Origin of the sequence: Limnospira sp. PMC 1279.21 (assembly GCF_032349615.1) — a bacterium.
In the GTDB taxonomy this organism is placed as follows: Bacteria; Cyanobacteriota; Cyanobacteriia; order Cyanobacteriales; family Microcoleaceae; genus Limnospira; species Limnospira fusiformis.
The window spans coordinates 40807-61709 of record NZ_JARPLU010000004.1; the positions used below are offsets into that span (position 1 = coordinate 40807).

At 43.6% G+C, this 20903-nt stretch carries 27 protein-coding genes and 1 pseudogene; 8 read left to right on the forward strand and 20 right to left on the reverse strand.

Annotated elements, in window-relative coordinates; genetic code table 11:
- The first annotated feature begins 39 nt into the window (after positions 1-39).
- Positions 40-882: an alpha/beta fold hydrolase gene (locus P5683_RS01240; RefSeq protein ID WP_006621949.1), complete on the forward strand. Its 843-nt coding sequence runs from the start codon at positions 40-42 to the stop codon at positions 880-882.
- A gap of 17 nt (positions 883-899) precedes the next feature.
- The gene (locus P5683_RS01245; RefSeq protein ID WP_006621950.1) at positions 900-1643 is read left to right on the forward strand and encodes a glycerophosphodiester phosphodiesterase family protein; all 744 of its coding nucleotides are present in this window, start codon (positions 900-902) and stop codon (positions 1641-1643) included.
- 269 nt (positions 1644-1912) lie between these two features.
- Here P5683_RS01245 and P5683_RS01250 read toward each other — a convergent pair whose 3' ends face one another.
- The 6 genes from P5683_RS01250 to P5683_RS01275 form a co-directional block, all read right to left on the reverse strand.
- A complete protein-coding gene (locus P5683_RS01250; protein ID WP_008056591.1) occupies positions 1913-2368 on the reverse strand; it encodes a type II toxin-antitoxin system VapC family toxin in 456 nt (151 codons plus the stop codon).
- A 3-nt stretch (positions 2369-2371) separates the two neighbouring features.
- Positions 2372-2725, reverse strand: a complete 354-nt coding sequence (locus tag P5683_RS01255) for a hypothetical protein (protein WP_046321134.1) — start codon at positions 2723-2725, stop codon at positions 2372-2374.
- Positions 2726-3131: 406 nt separating this feature from the next.
- Positions 3132-3587, reverse strand: a complete 456-nt coding sequence (locus P5683_RS01260; protein WP_008052923.1) for a type II toxin-antitoxin system VapC family toxin — start codon at positions 3585-3587, stop codon at positions 3132-3134.
- A gap of 8 nt (positions 3588-3595) precedes the next feature.
- Complete coding sequence (locus P5683_RS01265) at positions 3596-3916, reverse strand: hypothetical protein (RefSeq protein WP_006668902.1); 321 nt, start codon at positions 3914-3916, stop codon at positions 3596-3598.
- A 104-nt stretch (positions 3917-4020) separates the two neighbouring features.
- Entirely contained in the window at positions 4021-5157 is a 1137-nt protein-coding gene (locus P5683_RS01270; RefSeq protein WP_315638714.1) for a sn-glycerol-3-phosphate ABC transporter ATP-binding protein UgpC, read from the reverse strand.
- A gap of 22 nt (positions 5158-5179) precedes the next feature.
- Positions 5180-5752: an HD domain-containing protein gene (locus P5683_RS01275; protein ID WP_174447131.1), complete on the reverse strand. Its 573-nt coding sequence runs from the start codon at positions 5750-5752 to the stop codon at positions 5180-5182.
- Between the two features lie 48 nt (positions 5753-5800).
- On the opposite strand from P5683_RS01275, the gene P5683_RS01280 reads away from it, so the two are divergent.
- From P5683_RS01280 to P5683_RS01295, 4 genes are all read left to right on the forward strand, one after another.
- On the forward strand, positions 5801-7252 hold the full coding sequence (locus P5683_RS01280) for an FAD-dependent thymidylate synthase (RefSeq protein WP_006621957.1): 1452 nt from the start codon (positions 5801-5803) through the stop codon (positions 7250-7252).
- 75 nt (positions 7253-7327) lie between these two features.
- Positions 7328-7762, forward strand: coding sequence for a dUTP diphosphatase (gene dut, locus P5683_RS01285; protein ID WP_006668904.1), 435 nt, complete (start codon positions 7328-7330; stop codon positions 7760-7762).
- Complete coding sequence (locus P5683_RS01290) at positions 7731-8318, forward strand: dCMP deaminase family protein (RefSeq protein WP_008056603.1); 588 nt, start codon at positions 7731-7733, stop codon at positions 8316-8318. The genes dut and P5683_RS01290 overlap by 32 nt, the downstream gene beginning before the upstream one ends.
- 76 nt (positions 8319-8394) lie before the next feature.
- Entirely contained in the window at positions 8395-10020 is a 1626-nt protein-coding gene (locus P5683_RS01295) for a VWA domain-containing protein (protein ID WP_315638709.1), read from the forward strand.
- On the opposite strand, the gene P5683_RS01300 is transcribed toward P5683_RS01295, so the two are convergent.
- The 5 genes from P5683_RS01300 to P5683_RS01320 all read right to left on the reverse strand — a co-directional run bounded on the left by P5683_RS01300 (position 9986) and on the right by P5683_RS01320 (position 14584).
- Entirely contained in the window at positions 9986-10159 is a 174-nt protein-coding gene (locus P5683_RS01300) for a hypothetical protein (RefSeq protein WP_006621962.1), read from the reverse strand. The genes P5683_RS01295 and P5683_RS01300 overlap by 35 nt on opposite strands.
- 2 nt (positions 10160-10161) lie before the next feature.
- Positions 10162-11217 carry an AAA family ATPase gene (locus tag P5683_RS01305; protein WP_006668906.1) on the reverse strand — a complete coding sequence of 352 codons (1056 nt, stop codon included), beginning with the start codon at positions 11215-11217 and terminating at the stop codon, positions 10162-10164.
- Positions 11218-11348: 131 nt separating this feature from the next.
- Positions 11349-11636 (reverse strand): DUF4090 family protein, encoded by a 288-nt coding sequence (locus P5683_RS01310; RefSeq protein WP_006621964.1) that lies wholly within the window; start codon positions 11634-11636, stop codon positions 11349-11351.
- Between the two features lie 81 nt (positions 11637-11717).
- On the reverse strand, positions 11718-13520 hold the full coding sequence (locus P5683_RS01315; protein ID WP_315638705.1) for a sodium:solute symporter family protein: 1803 nt from the start codon (positions 13518-13520) through the stop codon (positions 11718-11720).
- 212 nt (positions 13521-13732) lie between these two features.
- Positions 13733-14584, reverse strand: a complete 852-nt coding sequence (locus P5683_RS01320; protein WP_008056622.1) for a PEP-CTERM sorting domain-containing protein — start codon at positions 14582-14584, stop codon at positions 13733-13735.
- A 290-nt stretch (positions 14585-14874) separates the two neighbouring features.
- Here P5683_RS01320 and gcvT point away from each other — a divergent pair, with 290 nt between their 5' ends.
- The gene (gene gcvT, locus P5683_RS01325; protein ID WP_006621970.1) at positions 14875-15987 is read left to right on the forward strand and encodes a glycine cleavage system aminomethyltransferase GcvT; all 1113 of its coding nucleotides are present in this window, start codon (positions 14875-14877) and stop codon (positions 15985-15987) included.
- On the opposite strand, the gene P5683_RS01330 is transcribed toward gcvT, so the two are convergent.
- The 3 genes and pseudogenes from P5683_RS01330 to P5683_RS26350 all read right to left on the reverse strand — a co-directional run.
- Positions 15988-16512: a molybdopterin-dependent oxidoreductase gene (locus P5683_RS01330; protein WP_315638702.1), complete on the reverse strand. Its 525-nt coding sequence runs from the start codon at positions 16510-16512 to the stop codon at positions 15988-15990.
- Between the two features lie 470 nt (positions 16513-16982).
- Positions 16983-17285: a hypothetical protein gene (locus P5683_RS01335; protein ID WP_006621973.1), complete on the reverse strand. Its 303-nt coding sequence runs from the start codon at positions 17283-17285 to the stop codon at positions 16983-16985.
- A gap of 3 nt (positions 17286-17288) precedes the next feature.
- Positions 17289-17414 (reverse strand): annotated as a pseudogene (locus P5683_RS26350) (hypothetical protein); the annotation flags it as partial.
- Positions 17415-17499: 85 nt separating this feature from the next.
- Here P5683_RS26350 and P5683_RS01345 point away from each other — a divergent pair.
- Positions 17500-17766, forward strand: a complete 267-nt coding sequence (locus tag P5683_RS01345) for a hypothetical protein (RefSeq protein WP_008056628.1) — start codon at positions 17500-17502, stop codon at positions 17764-17766.
- A gap of 60 nt (positions 17767-17826) precedes the next feature.
- Here the strand turns inward: P5683_RS01345 and P5683_RS01350 are convergent, their stop codons facing one another.
- The 6 genes from P5683_RS01350 to P5683_RS01375 form a co-directional block, all read right to left on the reverse strand.
- Positions 17827-18246: a respiratory nitrate reductase subunit gamma gene (locus P5683_RS01350; RefSeq protein ID WP_006621976.1), complete on the reverse strand. Its 420-nt coding sequence runs from the start codon at positions 18244-18246 to the stop codon at positions 17827-17829.
- Between the two features lie 351 nt (positions 18247-18597).
- On the reverse strand, positions 18598-18771 hold the full coding sequence (locus P5683_RS01355) for a nitrate reductase delta subunit (RefSeq protein ID WP_006621977.1): 174 nt from the start codon (positions 18769-18771) through the stop codon (positions 18598-18600).
- 295 nt (positions 18772-19066) lie between these two features.
- The gene (locus P5683_RS01360) at positions 19067-19258 is read right to left on the reverse strand and encodes a nitrate reductase (protein WP_285894524.1); all 192 of its coding nucleotides are present in this window, start codon (positions 19256-19258) and stop codon (positions 19067-19069) included.
- A gap of 165 nt (positions 19259-19423) precedes the next feature.
- Positions 19424-19756: a 4Fe-4S dicluster domain-containing protein gene (locus tag P5683_RS01365; RefSeq protein WP_006621979.1), complete on the reverse strand. Its 333-nt coding sequence runs from the start codon at positions 19754-19756 to the stop codon at positions 19424-19426.
- Positions 19757-19804: 48 nt separating this feature from the next.
- The gene (locus P5683_RS01370) at positions 19805-20371 is read right to left on the reverse strand and encodes a cryptic nitrate reductase 2 subunit beta (RefSeq protein WP_315638681.1); all 567 of its coding nucleotides are present in this window, start codon (positions 20369-20371) and stop codon (positions 19805-19807) included.
- Between the two features lie 76 nt (positions 20372-20447).
- Positions 20448-20822, reverse strand: coding sequence for a group 1 truncated hemoglobin (locus P5683_RS01375; protein ID WP_315638679.1), 375 nt, complete (start codon positions 20820-20822; stop codon positions 20448-20450).
- Positions 20823-20903: the final 81 nt, after the last annotated feature.

Consider the following 20903-nt stretch of genomic DNA (forward strand, 5'->3'; position numbering starts at 1 on the left):
GCAATTCCCAATCCTTAATCAAAATTTGTGATTTCTGCTATGTCACCGACTCGCCAAACCCTAGAATTAAAAACCCTGAAACTTTCCTATTTAGAGTGGAACCCTAACGGTCAACAGCCGTTGTTGCTTCTACATGGACTAGCCGATCATGCCCTAGTTTGGACAAGTTTAGCAGAAGATCTGGGCGATCGCTATCATATCATCGCCCCTGACATGAGAGGTCACGGAGACAGCGACAAACCAGATCACGGTTATACATTCGATGACGCGATCGCCGATCTCGAAGAGTTAATGGATCACCATCACTGGTCAAACGCCCACATTTTAGGTCATTCTTGGACGGGTAAATTACTACCTATTTGGGCAAAAAAACACCCCGAACGTTTCCGCTGTATGATTTTAGTCGATCCTATTTTCATCACTAAAATGCCCGGGCTGCTAAAATTAACCCTTCCCATAGTGTATCGTAAATTAGACTCATTAAAATGTATGGGACCTTTTGAGAGTTTCACCGCCGCCGAAACCCTAGCTAAAGAATTGAGTCAGTTTTCCGGTTGGAGTCCTCAGCAACAGCAAGTTTTTGCCGCCGCCATGGAAGCCAAACCCGATGGAAAATGGGGGAGTAAGTTTAGCATTAGCGCGCGCAATGAAATATTTTTAGAAGTGATGAAAGTTCCGGGATTAACAGAAGCGATCGCCTTACCGACCCTGCTGGTTAAACCGGAAAGGGGAGTTAATCGTATGGAATGGCAATTAAAACCCTATCAAAAGTATCTCACCAATCTAACTATTAAACAAGTGCCGGGAAATCACTGGCCGTTTTTAGTTGCATCAGAATCCTTCAATCAAACCATTTCCGAATTTTTAAATCAGCACAATTAGACCGTGAGGATGTCACCTTGAGCGTAGAAATAATTGCCCATCGAGGATTTTCTAGTATCGCCCCGGAAAATACCTTAACCGCTTTACTCGCCGCCATTTATAATCAGGCAAATTCCATAGAATTTGATGTACAGATTACCGCAGATAGTGTCCCTGTGGTTTTTCATGACAAAAGCCTAAATCGAATTACTGGAACCCCCGGAACTATCCGCGAAAAAACCATTTCCGAACTGAAAGAATTAGACGCTGGGACGTGGTTTGCGGAGTCTTATAGGGGAGAACGTATCCCCACCTTAGAGGAGGCATTAGCTGCCCTAAAATCGATTAAAGGATGGCTGTATTTTGATATTAAACCCCATGCTATATGGTCGGACTTAGAAATCAAAACTCTCCTGGGTCTGATTCAGGAAGCCAATTTGGGCGATCGCACTATTTTAACATCCTTTGACGAAGATTTACTATGGCAATGTCGCCAGTCAGATCCTCAAATAAAACTGGGATATTTTGTAGTGAATGCTTCACAACTACCCCAACAAATTAGCAAAGCAGAAGCCGCCGGTAATGCCATTTTAAGTAGTCAATATCAAGTGATATTAGACCAACCTAGTATAATTCAGGAAACTCGGAATAAAGGAGTTGATATAGTAGTCTGGACTGTAGACAAGATTATAGACTTTGAGAGATTAGTAGATTTAGGAATTGAGCGGATTATAACTAACTGTTTAATCGGTGATAATGTCATCAAAAATATCACTTATTAGTTAGGTTTACTATGTCGATAATCTGTCCTGGCTACGCCTACTTATTCCAGCAGATATAAGCCAAGTTGGGTGATGGTTATTTTTAGTAAGTAACCTAACAAAACTAGGTCATCGGGTAGCTTCTTACTTAGTCATTCCCTCATCATCATTGGGGCAGTTTTTGAGGTCAATATGCTGGTCATAATCCCCTACAGCGTCTGATTTCAGCCACCTAATGGTCGATTTGACTAGGTTAAGCCGACCACATAGAGCAGGCGATCGCCTCAAGTTTAGTTAGTTGGTCTGTACCAACTTTCCACAGTCAAATCCCGCACCGTTTGGATTCGTTGAAAGTCACTATCTGCTGAAACTAAAATCAGATTGTGTTGCCATGCAATTGAAGCAATCCATAGGTCATTATCATCAAAACCAATATCTCTAATTTTAGTTTTTCGTCTTTGGCTTTTTTCTTTCGGAGCAAACTGATCGAACAACGCTGCTTTAATTTGCCCATAAATAACCGCTGTCGTTTCATCAGTCAGATAAATCCGCAAGTATTGTAGAAAATCATTGACATTAGCTAAGTTTTGTGTCTTTTGTGCCGACTTTTCAGCCATCAAAATAAGTTCCCCCTGAACTATCACACAAGTAGCCAAGTTTTCTGTACCGATCGCCAGCGCTTTTTCCCATACGGTCGCTTCTTTTTTGATTAGATAACTACAATGATTCGTGTCTAGTAAATACATACTTTAAAATGGCTGATGGTTGGATAAATTGACCTGGCTACGGCTATCTAAAACCAGTCGCAGACATTCTTCAAAATCATCTCCTACCCATTCTCCTTGGTAATCTACTAGAGATTTTCCGGACGCTTGACGATAAGGTAATTGAGACAGTTTGTTAGATGTTTCTGATGCGTCCTTTGTCGTTTTTGCCGTTGATGAATCCGAGGCGCGAGACCTCATAAATAGTAGAAATTCTAAAGCGATCGCTAAAATTTCATCGGGGGTTTGTTCAATTTCTTGATGGAATTGTTCTTGAATCGAAACCTGATTAGCTTCCCGATTCGATTCAGGATTGTTGAGAATTTTCTGAGTATCCATAAAAAATTACTCCGTGGGGTTGATAGTGGTTGATATTTAACCATTATAGCAACGACAATTGGAGGTCGATCACCTCTGGTCTGCGAGCCACCGATATAGTTTAAATCTAGGGTGACTGGAATGCGATCGCCATGACGCACACACAGGGGGAAGCCATGAATTACTTATTCCAGCAGATATAAGCCAAGTTGGGTGATGGTTATTTTTAGTAAGTCACCTAACAAAACTAGGTCATCGGGTAGCTTATTACTTAGTCATTCCCTCATCATCATTGGGGCAGTTTTTGATGTCAATATGCTGGTCATAATCCCCTATAATCCCCTATTTACAGCGTCTTATTTCAGCCACCTAATGGTCGATTTTAGTAGGTTAAGCCGACCACATAGAGCAGGCGATCGCCTCAAGTTTAGTTAGTTGGTCTGTACCAACTTTCCACAGTCAAATCCCGCACCGTTTGGATTCGTTGAAAGTCACTATCTGCTGAAACTAAAATCAGATTGTGTTGCCATGCAATTGAAGCAATCCATAAGTCGTGTTGACTGACTCCAATATCAATCAGTCGAGTTTTACGGCGTTTATTTTTCTCTTTGGGTCCAAAATTGTTCATCAAATCTGCTTGAAATGAGCCATAAATTTCGGCAGTCTTTGAATCAATTTCGTAAATCAAAATATTTTGCAAAAACTCGATTACCCGATTCAGATTATTGTCTCGCTGTCGAGAATTCTCCGCCATATAAATTAACTCGGCTTGTACAATCACACAAGTACAAATTTGGGACTGATAAAGTTCTGCTAACCTAGCCATAATATCCGGTTGATGATTCATGGCTAAACTACAGTGATTGGTATCTAATAAATACATATAATCTGTTAGTCTGCTTTCAATGCTTGAGTATCTGTGTCATCAGTGGAAATATATAATTGACCACGAGATGTATGGACTAACTCTAAACATTCCTCCAAGTCATCTCCTTCCCATTGACCAATTTTTTCCAGAGTTTTAAGGATTGATGCTGCTGTCGATCGCGATGAATCCGAGGCGCGAGACCTCATAAATAGTAGAAATTCTAAAGCGATCGCTAAAATTTCATCGGGGGTTTGTTCAATTTCTTGATGGAATTGTTCTTGAATCGAAACCTGATTAGCTTCCCGATTCGATTCAGGATTGTTGAGAATTTTCTGAGTATCCATAAAAAATTACTCCGTGGGGTTGATAGTGGTTGATATTTAACCATTATAGCAACGACAATTGGAGGTCGATCGCCTCTGGTCTGCGAGCCACCGATGATGATTGATTATAAAACTTTCCCAGTAGCCGGGTCAAAAATCATTAAATAGTTTAAATCTAGGGTGACTGGAATGCGATCGCCAGGACGCACACGCACACTGGGGGAAGCCATCAATTGTAATATGTTTCCCTGTACAGTTTTCGGGTCATTTGATGGCCAGGTAGCCCTCACTAAAGTTTCCCGTCCTAGGGGTTCAACCACACTAACTTCTAATTCCAGAGGGACTTTATCCAAAGCCCAAACATCTTTTTCAACCGGATCAGTCTCCGACTCGCTGAGGTTTAATTGTAAATGTTCCGGTCTAATTCCTAACTCAAATCTCTGTCCTTCCTGGGGGTGTATTTTCTCCCGAATAACCATCGGACAAGCCACCGATTGACTACCCACCCAAAATAAACTATTACCATAGGTAGCCGGGATAATATTCATGGGAGGATTACCCAAAAAAGTGGCAACCATCCTATTAGCAGGCTTACTGTAAACCTGTTGAGGACTCCCGACCTGTTGGATACGACCTTGTTCTAAAATCACAATCCGATCGGCTAAGGTCATAGCCTCAACCTGATCATGAGTCACATAAATTGTGGTAATTCCTAGGCGCTGGTGAAGTTGCTTCAGTTCCGCGCGTGTATCGTCTCGTAATTGTGCGTCTAAATTAGATAGAGGTTCATCTAAAAGGAACACATCAGGTTCCCTGGCGATCGCCCTACCTAAAGCCACCCGTTGCTGTTGACCCCCCGACAATTGTTTAGGTTTGCGGCTTAACAGATGTTCAATAGATAGCGATCGCGCTACTTCCTGAATCCGTTGTTCTATCTTAGCGCTATCAGTCCCCCGCATTTTTAAACCAAAAGCCAGGTTTTCTGCGACCGTCAAATGCGGATAGAGGGCGTAATTCTGAAATACCATAGCCACATTGCGATCGCGTGCCATAATGTCATTAACTAAGCGATCGCCTATATAAATATCGCCACTGGTAGCTTTTTCTAAACCCGCAATTGTCCGCAAAATCGTTGATTTACCGCAGCCCGAAGGTCCTACCAACACCCAAAACTGACCATCAGGAATATTTAGGCTAATCCCCTCAATCGCCGTAGCGCTATCATAACTACGGGTAATATTTTCCAAACGAACAGTTGCCATTAGCTTTCCAGTAAATTAGGGTTTAATTTGCTTTAACTAGCCGTTCAAGTTCTGAAACCACCCGATCTAATTCATCTACCAAGGGCGTTAGTCCCCCAGCACGAAAAGCAGTTATTAATGATCGATAATACCACAGCGTACCGTCCCGCTTGCCACTAAAGCGATCCCATAATTGCTCTCCAATTTCTCGATAATCTTTTAAAATCGAACGGGCGTTGTGAAGTTTGTCGCAAGCAGACACTAACTGCACAGAAGCCGAAGCCGTGGGAATATGTGCAATATAAGCCTGTTTACGTTCCCGCCAAGGTGGTAATGGGGTCTGATGGTTATCTGTACAGCCTTTCACAATTTCCGTGACCCGATCGCCAAATTTACGCCGGATTTCTTTTTCCGTCTTCACTCCCCCTTGGTCTTCGATCGCATCATGAAGTAAGGCGGCGATCGCTTCATCCTCATCGGCCCCATATTCTAGGGCCAAACTCGCCACCCCCAACAAATGCGCCACATAAGGAACCCCAGACCCCTTGCGAACCTGATTAGCGTGTAATTCCGTCGCGTAGGTCACAGCCTGGGTAAATCGTTTTGATAACTGCATAGTTGCCATTCTAGGGTTTAATAGATAGAGGCGTTTTTTTTAATCATAATGGATCGGTTCCGAGTTGAAGTCATCGCTAAAACCCACAACCCGCAACAGGTAATTTATGCAGCGATGCACCAGGACTATACAGACAAGTTTGTTTTTGATGGTAGAAGCCATTGGCCGTCAGAATTGGAAGCGGGGGAGATAATTGTTAAGCGTCTACTAGCAGGGGAGCGTGGACACTACGGCCCCTTAGAACATCCTAGCATCACATTTAACTGTGGCTATTTTCCCCATAGTGTGATGCAGCAAGCACGTACTCATCGCGTGGGAATTTCCTTCGATGTCCAATGTTTAGATGGTGATACAGAAGTCACCTTTATTCAAGCCAGTGGCAGTTTGAGAAAAATCAAAATTGCCGATTTATATGATGTTTGGGAAAATGGAGAAAAAGCGATTCGGACTCGCCAAATTATCGGTCGCCACAACCAACCACCCGGAGAATACCGCCGCCATGGCAAGAAACGGATTCAGAAAATGTCCCTGCGGGTTCTGAATGAGGAAACCGGAACTTTCCAAATCGGTCATGTCAATAATGTGATGTGTAGTGGTTTGCAACCCGTCTATCGGCTGACCCTTGCGGATGGAAAAACCCTAAATTGTACCATCAATCACCGTCTCTTAACCAGTGCAGGTTGGCAGACCATGGGCGATGCTTTGGGTTTGATAGTTGACGAAAATCACGAAGTTTTGGCGACCACCCAAAATTGTCAGTTGATGTGTAATGGAGTTTGGACAAATGATGCTATTTATACCCATAAAAATTGCTGTGATGACCAGATTAATCAAGGTTTGAATCTTCGGGAAAATCCTCGGCTGGGGGAAGTTGCACAATTGAATCAGCCCAATCAAAATCTGCAATTGGCTAAGTTTTACCAACCCAGAGGAGAAGTTAAAAGTTTAAAAGCACATCCGGTCAAAGTCACTCAAATCGAATATATTGGAAAACAAATGACTTATGATCTGGAGGTTGACGGACCCTGGCATAATTTCGTGGCTAATGGGATTGTGGTTCACAATTCTTATCGGTATACGGGAAATCAGATCCTTGAACTTGCCGAAAACAAAAAAGACTTGGAAGATATCTTTTATTTGCGTCCAGTAGGAGACTACACAGACCGCCAAGGAAAAAAATACTATTATTCCCCCCAACAGCGACAAGCTGATTTGGACTGGTGTTTAGAAGCAGCTAAACGCTATAAAGCCGATTTAGATAATGGTTTGTCAGAAGAACACGCTAGGGGTAAAATTCCCTTTGACTACCGACAGCATTTTGTCGTGAGTTTCAATCTGCGATCGCTTCTACATTTTCTGGATTTACGCTATAAAAAAGACGCTCAACTAGAAATCCAAAAACTCTGTGATTTGATGTGGCCCCATCTACAAGAATGGACTCCAGCCATTGCCCAATGGTATCAAAAAAATCGCCTCGGTAAAAGCCGACTCGCTCCCTAAGTTATCCGGTCAAGTAAACTGGTCAACAATCAGCCCCAATACTTAGGGGTTAAACTCTTGGAAAATATAGCTATCATGAAACTCGAAGTTCAGCAACTAAAACCATCAGCCATTTTGCCCAAATATGCCCATGAAGATGATGCCGGGCTGGATTTATTCTCAGTGGAAAATATAGAAATCCCCCCTGGTAAAAGTCATTTAGTCCGCACCGGAATTGCGATCGCCCTTCCCCCCAACACCGAAGCCCAGGTTCGTCCTCGCAGCGGTTTAGCCCTCAAACACCAAATCACAGTCTTAAATAGTCCCGGAACCATTGACGGCGGATATCGGGGAGAAATTGGCGTGATCTTGATTAATCATGGCACCACCTCATTTAAAGTAGAAATAGGCATGAAAATCGCCCAGATGGTCATCTCGCCAATTGTACGGGTCGAAGTTGAAGCCGTAGAACAACTCAATTCAACCTTTAGGGGTTATAATGGATTTGGATCGACAGGTTTCGGGGTTTAATGTTATGGAAGATATCGCGCCCAATTACCAACCCCCCATCAGACCTACCTGGGATGAGTATTTTTTGATGTTTGCTAAACTAGCAGCCACCCGATCAACCTGTTTGGCTTTCCCAGTGGGGGCGGTAATTGTCAAAGATAGGCAAATTCTCGCAACCGGTTATAATGGTTCCCCCTCCGGTTCGGTTCACTGTACTACCCAGGGTTTCTGTTATCCTGGACTTAGTAGTTGTGATGCTAGTCAAACCCTACCTTCGCGGGCGGTTCATGCTGAAGCTAATGCGATCGCTCAAGCCGCCAAACATGGTATTTGCTGCGCTGGTGCCAGTATTTATGTCACCTTAGAACCCTGTATTTATTGCCTGAAATTGATTATTTCTACAGGGATTAAGGAAGTCTACTATGAGAAGGTTTTTAATAGTGGGGAAAAAGCTATGCTGCGGGATATGTTCGTTCAGGAAGGTTTAGTCAGCATTAAACAAATCTATCTATCTGAGGAAATCGCTCAACAAGGAGCCATGTTTCTCCTAAATCCTACTTCTGTACCTCGTCCTTGACTGGTGATGATTCCCCAGATAATGCTGGTTTAAGCCTGATTATCAACCTCTAATAATTAGTGAGGATGACAGCAAAATGATTACTCGCAAATCTTCACCTTGGCTAGTCGGAATTAGCTTGATACCAGTATTGCTAATTACCTCCTGTGATGATGCCTATAATAGATCCTTACAGTCTCCTCCACGGGAGTTAGCTACCCCTCCCGTAGGGGAAACCCATTTAGATGCAGGCTTAACACCAGCCACACCGTCACCAATACCGCTGGAATTGGATGCCGAAATTCCCAACACAGAAACCTATGATTTAATTGCCGAAAATAACTTTCAATTAGTAGCAGCTAATCCCCTGTCTACCTTCTCGATTGATGTTGATACAGCATCCTATAGTAATGTACGCCGCTTTATTAACCAGCGTCAACGTCCGCCCATTGATGCAGTCCGAATTGAGGAATTGATTAATTATTTTTCCTACGATTATCCTCAACCCCAAGGCGAAGAACCTTTTTCAATTACCACAGAAGTATCCTCAGCCCCTTGGAACCCGCAACATCAATTAGTTCATATTGGGTTACAGGGTAAAACTTTAGCGATCGAGGAATTACCCCCTAGTAATTTGGTATTTTTATTGGATGTATCTGGTTCCATGAATCAGCCCAATAGACTACCCCTATTGAAGGAAGGATTTAAGTTATTAGTTGACCAACTCACCGAACAGGATACGGTGGCGATCGCTGTTTATGCGGGGGCGGCTGGTGTGGTTTTACCTCCTACCCCTGGTAATGAAAAACAGAAAATTATCGCCGCCATAGATGGCTTACAAGCCCAAGGTTCAACCGCTGGCGGTGAAGGTATTAAATTAGCCTATGAGTTAGCTACCAGGATGCTAAGTGAAGCCAAAAATAATCGGGTAATTCTGGCTACTGATGGCGATTTTAATGTGGGTGTATCCAGTGATGCGGAATTGGTGCGGCTGATTGAATCTTATCGCGATCGCGGTATTTATTTAACCGTGTTAGGCTTCGGTATGGGGAATTATAAAGACTCCAAAATGGAGAAACTATCGAATCATGGCAATGGTAACTATGCCTATATAGACAACCTAATGGAAGCCAAAAAAGTGATGTCTACCGAATTAACAGGAACCCTATTTACCATTGCTAAAGATGTGAAAATTCAAGTAGAGTTTAACCCCACCCAAGTTCAAGCATATCGGTTAATTGGCTATGAAAATCGCCGCCTGGAAAATCAGGACTTTCATGATGATACCAAAGATGCGGGAGAAATTGGGGCGGGACATTCCGTAACAGCCCTTTATGAAATTATCCCCGTTGGTGTAGAATCAGATGTAAATTTACCGGCGGTGGATCAGTTAACTTATCAGCAAAATGTCGTCAGTTCAGAAGCCTATAATAGCAATGAATTAATGAGGTTGAAAATCCGTTATAAACCCCCAACGGACACAGAATCACGGTTACTTGAACAGCCCATAATTAACCGTAGTCTTCCCCTGAATCAAACCTCGGATAACTTCCGATTTGCGGCGGCTGTGGCTGAGTTTGGGATGCTGTTAAGAAACTCCCCCTATCGCGGAAATTCCAGTTTTCCACAAGTCTTACAATTAGCAGAATCATCCAAAGGAGTTGATTTACACGGCTATCGATCCGAATTTATCCAGTTAGTAAAAAGGACTCCCCAACGTTAACTTCGCAGCAGTTTAGGCGATTGTCAATTAAAAGGCGATCGCCTGATATATCCTCAACTAATCGATTAAGGAAACGATAATCTAAGCTGCTTTCCTTCCCCTCGCAAAAAATAGTTTTTCCACCACTAATTACACTCATAACTATATCTCGAATCTGATAATATTTGCATCGGGGACTAGCTGCTCTATATAATCCGAATGAGTAGTAATTATAAATTGATTGTTTTTCCCAAGTTTCGGCAAAGATCTCAGTAATGCTTGTTGCATAGGCGGATGTAAATGCAGTTCAATTTCATCAATTAAAATCACTGAATTATGAATATTCCAACTAGCAAAATCTACCAATATGGGAAAAGTCGATCGCTCTCCTCCCGACATTTCCGAAATTTCGTACTGATTCTTACTATCATACAGGTAAAACCAAGGCTCACTTAAAATGTCATCTACTCCCTCTCGTAGCACAGGACCATCAAAACTCCGTTCGGGAAAAATAGCTTGATAAGCACGTTCGAGATCCCCATATAAATCTCTTTGTCCGGGTCGTAAATTTTTGATTTTACCCGATTTAATATCTTGATGAAACTGTCGCCACTTAGATAAACGATCGCGCAGAATATCATCGGTAATTTCAACTGTTTTATCTGGATCTTCAGTAGTCAAGCTAGTTGAAGTTCTTTGTTCTGTGTACCACAGCACTGTACCCACTCGCTCGAAGACATTAAATCCGTGGGAACGTACCAATTTTTTGGCATATTCTCTACCCTTAAATTGGAAAAGTTCAGCCGCTGTCTCAGCCTGAACTCGTCCATCTCGCCATTTAATAGTTACCACATTTTCTTGAGCCGGAGCATGAGAATAACCAGAGCCTTCCAGATTTTGATAAAACTCTTGAATCGCCTTAATTTCCTGAGATGAAAATTGAACTTTTACGGCAACCCCTGGCTCAAACTTTCCCCAATTACTCCCTAATAATTCATAGTTAAATCCCAGCCATTTTAAGTCATGAAAGTGATGGATCCGACCCGTTGCCATCCCTAAAGTGGCTGCTATAGCTTGTAAAATGCTGGTTTTGCCAGCACCATTCATTCCGATTAAAACAATCAAATCTTTTGCTAATCCGGTTTCCGAGTCCGTAAAATCCAACTCCAGGTGCCGAAATTTTTTAAAATACTGCAAGTTAATCGATTCAATTTTCATCGGTTTTACCCATTCACAAAAGTTCTGGAATATGGCATAATTAAAGATTGAGTTAATATCGCCATAGCCCAACCAGATATTTAATGGTCAAGCCATGGCGATTAGAAATGAGCCGCCAGCAAACCCGAGGGTTATTTGTTATAATAAAACTCGATTTCTTTATCTTTTAGGGGTGCAAAACCTGCCGCTTCTAGCATCTGGTTTAGTTCCGACTGGGCGATATGTTTCGCTCCAATGCGGACGATGCGCGATCGCATAGTATTACTAACCCCACTGCGTTGGCGCTGTCCTTCCAAAGCCATCACTTTATGATATAGTTCTAGCTTTTCTGGGGGAATGGGACTCCCATCAAAATCCAGTCCTTGGGCGATCGCCACATCAATAGCGTCGGCTCCGGTGTTGGTAGAATTTGCACTCATGATAAATTATAACTGCCATGTTTGACCAGCATTATTATAGCAGCCATTTGTAGGCGTATCACACCATTACTAGCCCTCAGTTTAGATGGGATCATCTAATCCCGGTCTGGGTGTCGGTTCAATTCTCAGCCTTGATAAATGTCGCAACCAGACACCACCTATAACCGCCACAATTAGTGATATCCATGCGATCGCCTGTTGGAGAAGTAGAAATCCTCCCGTCGCTAATAGTAACCCCAGCAATAAAAATATAGAGGCTAAAACCCGTTGTAAATCTAAGCCTAAATCCTGGGCGGGAAATAAACCAGTTTTCATCCTTTCCCGACTCCAACCGGGTCCTCCTGGTCGCACTTTTTGATAAAATGTTTCTAGGGTGGTTTCCGACTCTGGGGGAGTTAATACTAAGACAATCACCCATAAACAAGTCACGCTAATGGTGATAAAAATTATCCGCCAACCAAAGTCTTCAATTTTGAACCAAGGGGAAAGACTCGTGACCATTCCCACCAAGAAACTACCGACGATCGCACTTAATTCCGCCGCCGCATTTACCCGCCACCAAAACCACCGCAATATTAATACTAAACCCGACCCCGTACCAATGGCAATTACCAGGCGAAAAACTGTGGCTACATCCGTGGCTAAAAAGGCAGCGATCGCCCCTAAAACCGTGACTAAAACAGACGATAACCTACCCACCAATACCAACTCAGTTTGAGTGGCTGTCGGCTTGACAAACCGCAAATAGAGGTCATTGGTAATAAACGATGCACCCCAATTAATGGAGGTGGAAACCGTACTCATAAACGCGGCTAATAAGGACGCAACCACCATCCCCAAAATTCCCACGGGGAGGAAATCTAACATTAACTTAGGATAGCCTAATTCCTTATCGGCTAAATCAGGATACAGCACCACAGAAGCCAAAGCCACCAAAATCCAAGGCCAGGTTCTGATCACATAGTGCATAATATTAAAAGTCCAAGCCGCCTTTTCTGCGTCGGCTTCATTTTTGGCGGCTGCAAATCGTTGGACAAATTCCCCGCCGCCGTCACTGCGTCGCCAAGACCACCACTGAAGAAAGATATAAGCGAAAAATGTACTAGCGGTAATTCCCGCCGTTTTACTAAAACTAATCCAACCCTCGCCGCCACCAAAATTAACGGGAAGTAGAGACAAAATATCTTGGTCAGGATAAGCGATCGGCACCTGTTGAACCAGGGAGTGAATCCCCCCGACACTTCCCAGGGCAAAATATGCCACAATTATCGCCCCAAATAATGCCAGAAAAAACTGGAAAAAGTCGGTGGCTACGACTCCCCAAAGTCCCGCCAAACCGGCATAAATCAAGACAAAAATACTGACCCCAACCACACTAAAAAGTTTAAGGTTATTGTCTCCCGCCTCAATACCCAAACTTTGCCAAATTTCCAAAGCATCAACCACCTTAACCATGGCTAACATGGCATAACCGATCGCAATACAATTCATGGGGACGGCAAAAATAAACGCCTTCACCCCCCGCAAAATTGCGCCCATATCACCGCCATAGCGTAATTCTGTCAATTCCGCATCCGTGAGAACTTCCGATCGCCGCCACATTTTGGCAAAAATGTAGATCATAATCACGTGGGAGATGCCAAAGGTCCACCATTCCCAGTTTCCGGCAATTCCCCGGTTAGCCACAACCCCGGTAATATAGAGGGGGGTATCGATGGAAAAGGTAGTAGCAGCCATACTGATACCAGCTAACCACCAGGGAAGCGATCGACCAGAAACAAAGAAATCCGCCAAACTTTTCGACCCTTTCCGCGACAGGTAGAGTCCCATCGCCATGGTCAAGATTAGGTAAACTAGGACAATCAGCCAATCAATCGGGTGCATGAATTTTCAGTGAATCTCAGTGAACAAGGCAAAATATCGGTTAGCCATCGCGGAGTTACTGGAGAAAGCGATCGCTGTTCTACAAACCTTACCTGAAAATGAACCCGATGCGATCGACTAAATCTGATCTGAGACTTCTCACGTCAAACCCCTCTCCCAAAAAGGGCGAGGGGCTGCAATGGCGATCGCACTCCATTTAATTTTGACGTTGATTAGGCTTTTTGACCCTTGCGGACTTTGCTACCCATGAAAGTCACACCCAGCAAAGCTAAACCAGCAAGAGTACCGGGTTCCGGGACAGAGACACCCGCCAAGGCTACACCATCATTACCACATTCTAGGAATAGGCTGGCTAAATAGTCACCACTGCCAATCAAAGACTTACTGAAGCTGAAACCAAAGGTATGGGTTCCCGCTCGGTTAAAGTTACCAAAATCTAAGCCAGCATTTAACAATTCCTGTTGGGAGTGCATATTAATGCCACCAACCAAGTTACCAGAGGCGATCACGTTATCGATAGAAGTTCTTTGACCGAAATAGTCGTAAGCCTCCTGTCTGGTAGCGATGTCAGTACCCATGGTGTTCTGGCGATAAAATCCAGAGTTGTAGTAGTGTTGCAGGCTGTTGTATCCGTTGTTAATGCTAGTCACACTTTTTGCGCGAACATTGCTATAAACACCTAACTCGGATGCACCAGAATCATTAGTTTCGGCAAAACGCACACCAAAGAGAGCGTTATTTTGGCTGGCGGTTAGGAAATCATCTCCGGTGAAATTGAAGAACAAGTCACCCCAACCAATTACACCACTTCTGGCATCTCTAGTGTTAACTCCCGCCAATGGTGTACCGCCTGTTAAGGCAACCCATATAGTATCGGAGGTCTGCATGGTTGCCATACCGTAGATATCATATTGGGCACCACCGGAACCGTCGCCAATGGCATCAATTGCATAGTTCCAGCCATTGTGAAACTGTCCAGCAGTGGCGGTGGTAGCAGTAGCTGCGATCATGCAGGTGGCGGCGATCGCACTTCCGATTAATGTTTTAGCATAATTAGATTTCATAACTCAAGCCCCGCTAACTTTTCTTCATCCTTTGCATTTTCAAAATAACTGGTTTTATATAAAGATTGCTACCGCAGTGAGGGAAATTACTGTAAAGTTTCTGTAAATAGGGAACATTTTAATTAGGGAAATTACTTGCCGATTTAATTGCGTGAAAATACGGATGATTTCATGGAAATTGTGGCATCCCTACCGCCCAGGTCCACCACGGAGAGTTTCCAGGGAGGCGATCGCAGTTGTGAAAGTTTGCTTTAAAATAGATCCTTATCCCATTACCGTGGACTCCGGCAATGAAACCAACCCTGACTCGCACCCCTCTGTATGACCTATCCGTTGAACTCAAAGGCAGGATGGTTCCCTTTTCGGGCTGGGAAATGGCGGTTCAGTATTCCGGTATTACCCAAGAACATCAAGCAGTGCGATCGCAAGTGGGACTATTTGACATCTCCCACATGGGCAAATTTTACCTCGAAGGTGAACAGCTAATCAATGCCCTCGAACCCCTATTTCCCTCTAGTCTCAGTCGTCTGCAACCCGGTCAAGCCCAATATACAGTCCTATTAAATGGCAGTGGCGGCATATTGGATGATGTGATTTTTTACTACCAAGGCTTAGACCCAGCCACGGGAAACCAGCGGGGAATGATGATTGTTAATGCAGCCACCAAGTCCAGAGATAAGGCTTGGGTGGTCGCCCATTTGGAAGGAACCGGAGTCGCCCTAGAAGACCTATCTCGCAGCCAGGTATTAATTGCAGTCCAGGGACCCCAAGCGGAAGCTGTCCTTGGATCCCTAGTAGAAGCGGACTTATCAGCAGTTGCCAATTTTGGACATATAGAAACTACCCTTTTCGGAAAACCTGCATTTATCGCCCGGACTGGATACACGGGAGAGGATGGGTTTGAAGTCATGGTAAATCCCGACACCGGAGTAAATCTATTTCGGGAGTTAATAGAAGTGGGAGCCACGCCCTGTGGTTTGGGGGCTAGAGATACCCTGCGTTTAGAAGCGGCAATGGCTTTGTATGGGCAAGATATTGATACCCATAGCACCCCTTTAGAGGCTGGTTTAGGCTGGTTAATCCATTGGGATGAGAAGGGGGACTTTATCGGTCGTGAGTCCCTAGAAGCGCAAAAATCCGGGGGTTTATCGAGGCGGTTAGTGGGGCTAGAAATGCAGGGCCGATATATTGCCCGCCACGGTTATTCTGTGAAGGCTGGCGGCGAAGTGGTGGGAGAAATTACCAGCGGCACGATGTCGCCTACCCTGGGAAAGGCGATCGCCCTAGCCTATGTTCCGGTAGAATTAGCCAAAATCGGCAGCCAAGTAGAAGTAGAAATCCGTAATCAAATCTACCCCGCAACGGTTGTTAAACGTCCCTTCTATCGTTCCCCACATCGGTAGTTATTGACCCCTAACCAGAAGATTAAATCCTGGGGCTTTTTTCATGATAAGCGATCGCAGATCCTCCCGATTCACACTTTCAAATAGAGTCCGTTCATAGCGCCATTGACCGGAATGAACATAGTGGAAATTGGGCGTATTTTGTAATCGCGGTGGTTTTTGCCAGTCTAAGGCAAAGGCTAGGGTACTCCCAGAAGAATTAGGGGCTAATTTTTCTGGTCCCACATAGTGATTTAATCCTCCCCCATTACGACCGACACAGCCACAGAGAATTAAGCCGACAATAGCGGCACAATACATGAGATTATTGTGATACCAATGGTTAATCCCGGCACCAATAATAATGCTGGATTTGCCTTCGGTAATTTCGGCATTTGCTGCCCATTCACGGGCTAGTTGAATCACGGTTTGTCGGTCAATTCCTGTGAATTTTTCTTGCCATGCGGGGGTATAAGGTTTGGTTTCATCGTCATAGTTTTCGGGATAGTCTCCCCCTAAGCCTCGAGTAACTCCAAATTGCGCCATTAATAGGTCATAAATGGTGGTGACTGTTAGGCTGCCATTGGCGGTTTCTAGATATTTGACGGGGACTTCCCGTTGGCAAGTTGATTCGTTATCGGAGAAGTCGGTAAAGGTGACCGATAAATGGCGATCGCCATTCTCCAGTATGGTTAATAAGGGGTCAATTTCTCCATGATAATTGTACCAGTCCTAAAAGTTGCAAAAATCGCGAACCCACTGCATAACTCAACATAGACAGGGCGGGAATTGGAGAAAATCTAATGATGCGATCGGCTCCTTCTTTTTTAACAGTATGAGTGATGGATGCGCTAATAATTTCTAACACTTAATCCCAACTACTGCGACGAAAACCACCTTTCCCTCTCGCTTGTTGATATTCCCGGCGTTTTTAGGGGTTATTCATAATAGAAGTCCAGGGTTCGTTTTTTTTCCGAATTTATGCCCAAATCTCACTCAGAGTTAGTGGGTTGGGTTTAATGCTGCATTGATTTTTCGACTAATTTGTTGCGAACTCCGGTAAAGCGATCGCGCCAAGTTAAATTACTCAGAATCAGTAAGATTAAGCAACCTCCTAAAGCCATTAATACTAATTGCCAACTAGGGGTTAAGGAAGTGCAAAAAATCTCCGTAGCTGCGGGTTCATTGACCACCGCATTTTGCTGTTCAAAAAATGCTAATAGGGCGGCTTTTTTTGCTTCCGTAAAGTGTTGATTTCCTCCAGCCAGATAGTCAACAATTGCTTCGCTTTGTTCGAGAGTTAATCCTATATTGGGCATGGGAACGCCATTATATTTGGCGAGAATTTCTTGGGCGAGAGGATCGCCATTTTGGATCAGTTTATCCGGTTCGGCAATCCAATTAATTAACCATTGGCGATCGCGGTTTTCTGTGACTCCTTGTAAGTCGGGAGCAAATCCTTTCCCCGTGCCATCTAAAGTATGACATCCCCCACAGGATTGTTCAAATCAAACTTGACCATTTTCGGCGGCTATGGCTGCGGGTGTATGGTTCAATATTGCCAGCCCAAAGATAACAGCAGAGATGAGGAAAACTTTAATAAATTTATTTAACATGAATGCTACTCCTTGTAATTTCCCTGATTTTTTCAGAATACATCAGCAAATTATTCGTGAGCGTGTTTATGGTGCCACTACGCAAAAAGGTCATATTGAGCAACAAGGCACAGGCTCAATTCCCCAACAAGCAAAGGAAACGGCAAAGCCAAGAGTGGCTAACCAGAGGTTTTGTTGGGCTTGAATTTGATGGGAATTAGCTTGAGACATAGTTTTAAGTCTCCTGTTTTTAGGGGATTTTTGGTTAAAGTTTGCTTTCGGAGTGAGTCACGGCACCGACGGACTGATTCCCAACTACTACTTGGGGCGATCGCCAGATATATTGAATCGGTAAAGACAGGAAGTGAACTAACCGAGTAAAGGGGAATAATCCCACCAATGAGAAAGCTCCCACTATATGAACTTTTACCATCAAAGGTAAATTTTCGACTAGGGAAATATTGGGGTTAAATTGCAAAACTGACCACAGATAAGGAACTGCTGCCCCTGCATACCAGGATGACCCCCAACCATAGAATATTGCTGTCCAAATTCCGGCAACAACTTGCACAAATAACCCGACTAATAGGACAACATCCATCACCGAAGTAATCGCCCTAATTCTCGGTGGAAATGCTCGGCGAATCATTAACATGATTAAACCAAAAAAGGTTAAAAATGCCAAGGATAAACCCGTTCCTTATAGGACATATAACCGCCTAGGTACGCCATTCCCAGCTCAGACCGACTGGGGAATGAGTAATCCCAATAAGTGACCTCAGTGACGGGGTTTAAAGTTTGCTGAACAATCATCAGTAAACTCTCTGAAAGCTGACCGTAGGGCTTCTGCTCTTTAAACCCTGCTTTAATTTTTTCAACGCGGGGACTAACCCATCATTAATTAATTGTTGAGTTAGTTGATATCTGGTTTTAACTAACCCAAGAATTCCCGGAAAATGGTTAAATGATTCGGCAATTATGGACTGTTATCAATAAAGTTATGTTCCTGGTATTTTTCTTTTAATTTAACCAAGAATTATCCCCGTTGATAGCCATCTCCAAACAGTTGATATCCCAGATATGGGTAACAAGTTGGATTCAGATCAAAGGTGCTGGTGTAAATTTCTTCTAGGTTGGGGGTGGGGGTATTTTGCAAAAACTGAACAAAATCTGCTAAAAATGGCTCAACATTCGGATAAGTCTGTGTCACACAATCAAGCTGGGCAGTGAGGTGTGTTTTCTGGTTTCCTTCCTTTCGCCCATGAATTAATGCTGATGATTTGGCTTATTTAGTGATGTATTTGCTGAGAGAGTCTGGGAGAAAATTTCTCAGGAAATACTGATGTTATAGTGTTAATAATTGGTTGACAGTCCTCTCGCTGCTCTGGTGCTGAAACCAACTCCAACTTCTCCCTTATGCAGTTGAGTATCTTCAATCATAGAAATGGCATATTCCCTGTGCATGGAAGGAATGAGAAATCGTTCGTCCCAGGTTGCCAGAGAAGTCAAGCGATAGATTTCTTCGCTTCAGGGGTTAAACCGGCTTGGGAAATTGCTTCTTGCACTTTGTCAGCATCTAAATCTCCAACTTCTTGCAACCGTTTAGATAATCGTACAGAAATCAACTTGCGGTAGGTTTCTTTAATTAAGTCTTTATTTCCGGCTGTCAACATTTTGGCTAAGTATTCAATGGGGATTCTAGCCTGTTATAAGTTGCCAAAAAAGTTGTCGCTATTGGTGTTATAGGTGCCGTTGTCTACCCGTCCTAATACCGGAAGCAAAGGCGGAACGTAGAATAACATGGGTAAGGTGCGAAATTCTGGATGCAGAGGTAAAGCCAGTTTCCATTCTTTGACGAATTTCTAAACTGGGGATTTTTGGGCGGCTTCAATGACTGAAGTATTAACCCCATCTTTTTCGGCTTGGGCAATGACTTCGGGAGCGAATGGATTTTGGATTAATTCCCGTTGTTTTGTGACTAATTCTGATTCATCACAGGAGGCGATTTCTTGAATGCGATCGCCATCATAAAGCAGAACTCCCAGATAGCGAATGCGTCCGACACAGGAATGGAAACAAGCGGGGGGTTGACCCGTTTCTAAGCGGGGGAAACAGAGGATATATTTCTCTGATTTGCCTGATTTCCAGTTATAATAAACTTTTTTTAGGGACAGGCGGTGACTCCAAAACGCCAACCCCGACAGACATTTTGATTGACTAAAACCATGCCATCTTCTCCCCGTTTATATAATGCACCAGATAGGAAGATAGAAGAAAAAAAGGCGATCGATTTCAAATAAGGTTTGCCGATCTTGTTCGCTAATTGCCTCTAGGTTGGGGGCGTTGCTGGCGTAAATTGGGGAACCACCGAGGTCATCATCCCAGTTGGGACCTGCCTTGATATCGATTTCGTCTCCAGTGATTAGCGAAATGGGTTTAGCGGTGGGTTGATCGTCACTAGCTGGGGCGTTAAATAAGTCTTCATATTTGTAAGTCCAAGGTTCATAATAATCATCAATGGTGGGTAAGTAGGGTTGATGAAAAATATTAGCTAAACCTTTAACTTTGTTGGTGGAAGGTAACTCGATTTTTTCCTTACCTTCTGGTTTTTTCCAGCCTCCTTGATACTGTTCTTGATTTTCCCATTGGGTAGGATAACCTGTTCCTGGTTTGGTTTCTACGTTATTCCACCACATATATTCGGGGCCTTGGCGATCGGTCCAAATATTTTTACAGGAAACGCTACAGGTATGGCAACCAATGCACTTGTCCAGATGAAACATCATGGAAATTTGAGCGCGAATATTCATGGCTTTTGTTCCTTTTTTGACGATTAGAGGGAAGCCAGCCTTTCCCGGATAAAGGAAAAGGCTAAGTTTTTTTGACTTACTGGTTTAAGACATCTTTTTTGTGTTGCGGGGCCGCGGCTACAGCGGCAACTTCTGCTAATAAGTCATCAGGAACTCCCATTTCTTTTAGGGTTTCCATTAGGTCTTCTGCTACTGCATCAAAATGTTCGCTGCTTAGACCTTGTTCTTCGACTAAGGCTTTATGGGCTTCCCGCATATAGCGCCCATCATATTTATCGCTGCCACCAAAGGCATAGGTGAGAAAGGCTTTCTGGTGCGATCGCTGTTTTTTCATATCCGTATTAACAAAGAAATGCTTGATGCGATCGTCATTTAAAACCCGCTCATAAAACTTGTCTACAGCTAGGTTAACGGCATCCTTACCGCCCAGCTTTTCAAATAAAGTCGTCATTTTTTACCTTGTGAATGTGTACATTAGCATCGGTTTTTCGTTGCTTCATCAGAAAATAAGTTTGAGGTAAAATCTCAATCT

Bases quoted from the DNA above. Each gene is read 5' to 3' on its own strand.
- P5683_RS01240 (WP_006621949.1), top strand. From the start codon at position 40: ATGTCACCGACTCGCCAAACCCTAGAATTAAAAACCCTGAAACTTTCC.
- P5683_RS01250 (WP_008056591.1), bottom strand. From the start codon at position 2,368: ATGTATTTACTAGACACGAATCATTGTAGTTATCTAATCAAAAAAGAA.
- P5683_RS01255 (WP_046321134.1), bottom strand. From the start codon at position 2,725: ATGGATACTCAGAAAATTCTCAACAATCCTGAATCGAATCGGGAAGCT.
- P5683_RS01260 (WP_008052923.1), bottom strand. From the start codon at position 3,587: ATGTATTTATTAGATACCAATCACTGTAGTTTAGCCATGAATCATCAA.
- P5683_RS01265 (WP_006668902.1), bottom strand. From the start codon at position 3,916: ATGGATACTCAGAAAATTCTCAACAATCCTGAATCGAATCGGGAAGCT.
- P5683_RS01270 (WP_315638714.1), bottom strand. From the start codon at position 5,157: ATGGCAACTGTTCGTTTGGAAAATATTACCCGTAGTTATGATAGCGCT.
- P5683_RS01275 (WP_174447131.1), bottom strand. From the start codon at position 5,752: ATGCAGTTATCAAAACGATTTACCCAGGCTGTGACCTACGCGACGGAA.
- P5683_RS01280 (WP_006621957.1), top strand. From the start codon at position 5,801: ATGGATCGGTTCCGAGTTGAAGTCATCGCTAAAACCCACAACCCGCAA.
- dut (WP_006668904.1), top strand. From the start codon at position 7,328: ATGAAACTCGAAGTTCAGCAACTAAAACCATCAGCCATTTTGCCCAAA.
- P5683_RS01290 (WP_008056603.1), top strand. From the start codon at position 7,731: ATGGATTTGGATCGACAGGTTTCGGGGTTTAATGTTATGGAAGATATC.
- P5683_RS01295 (WP_315638709.1), top strand. From the start codon at position 8,395: ATGATTACTCGCAAATCTTCACCTTGGCTAGTCGGAATTAGCTTGATA.
- P5683_RS01300 (WP_006621962.1), bottom strand. From the start codon at position 10,159: ATGAGTGTAATTAGTGGTGGAAAAACTATTTTTTGCGAGGGGAAGGAA.
- P5683_RS01305 (WP_006668906.1), bottom strand. From the start codon at position 11,217: ATGAAAATTGAATCGATTAACTTGCAGTATTTTAAAAAATTTCGGCAC.
- P5683_RS01310 (WP_006621964.1), bottom strand. From the start codon at position 11,636: ATGAGTGCAAATTCTACCAACACCGGAGCCGACGCTATTGATGTGGCG.
- P5683_RS01315 (WP_315638705.1), bottom strand. From the start codon at position 13,520: ATGCACCCGATTGATTGGCTGATTGTCCTAGTTTACCTAATCTTGACC.
- P5683_RS01320 (WP_008056622.1), bottom strand. From the start codon at position 14,584: ATGAAATCTAATTATGCTAAAACATTAATCGGAAGTGCGATCGCCGCC.
- gcvT (WP_006621970.1), top strand. From the start codon at position 14,875: ATGAAACCAACCCTGACTCGCACCCCTCTGTATGACCTATCCGTTGAA.
- P5683_RS01330 (WP_315638702.1), bottom strand. From the start codon at position 16,512: ATGGCGCAATTTGGAGTTACTCGAGGCTTAGGGGGAGACTATCCCGAA.
- P5683_RS01335 (WP_006621973.1), bottom strand. From the start codon at position 17,285: ATGCCCAATATAGGATTAACTCTCGAACAAAGCGAAGCAATTGTTGAC.
- P5683_RS01345 (WP_008056628.1), top strand. From the start codon at position 17,500: ATGGCTGCGGGTGTATGGTTCAATATTGCCAGCCCAAAGATAACAGCA.
- P5683_RS01370 (WP_315638681.1), bottom strand. From the start codon at position 20,371: ATGAATATTCGCGCTCAAATTTCCATGATGTTTCATCTGGACAAGTGC.
- P5683_RS01375 (WP_315638679.1), bottom strand. From the start codon at position 20,822: ATGACGACTTTATTTGAAAAGCTGGGCGGTAAGGATGCCGTTAACCTA.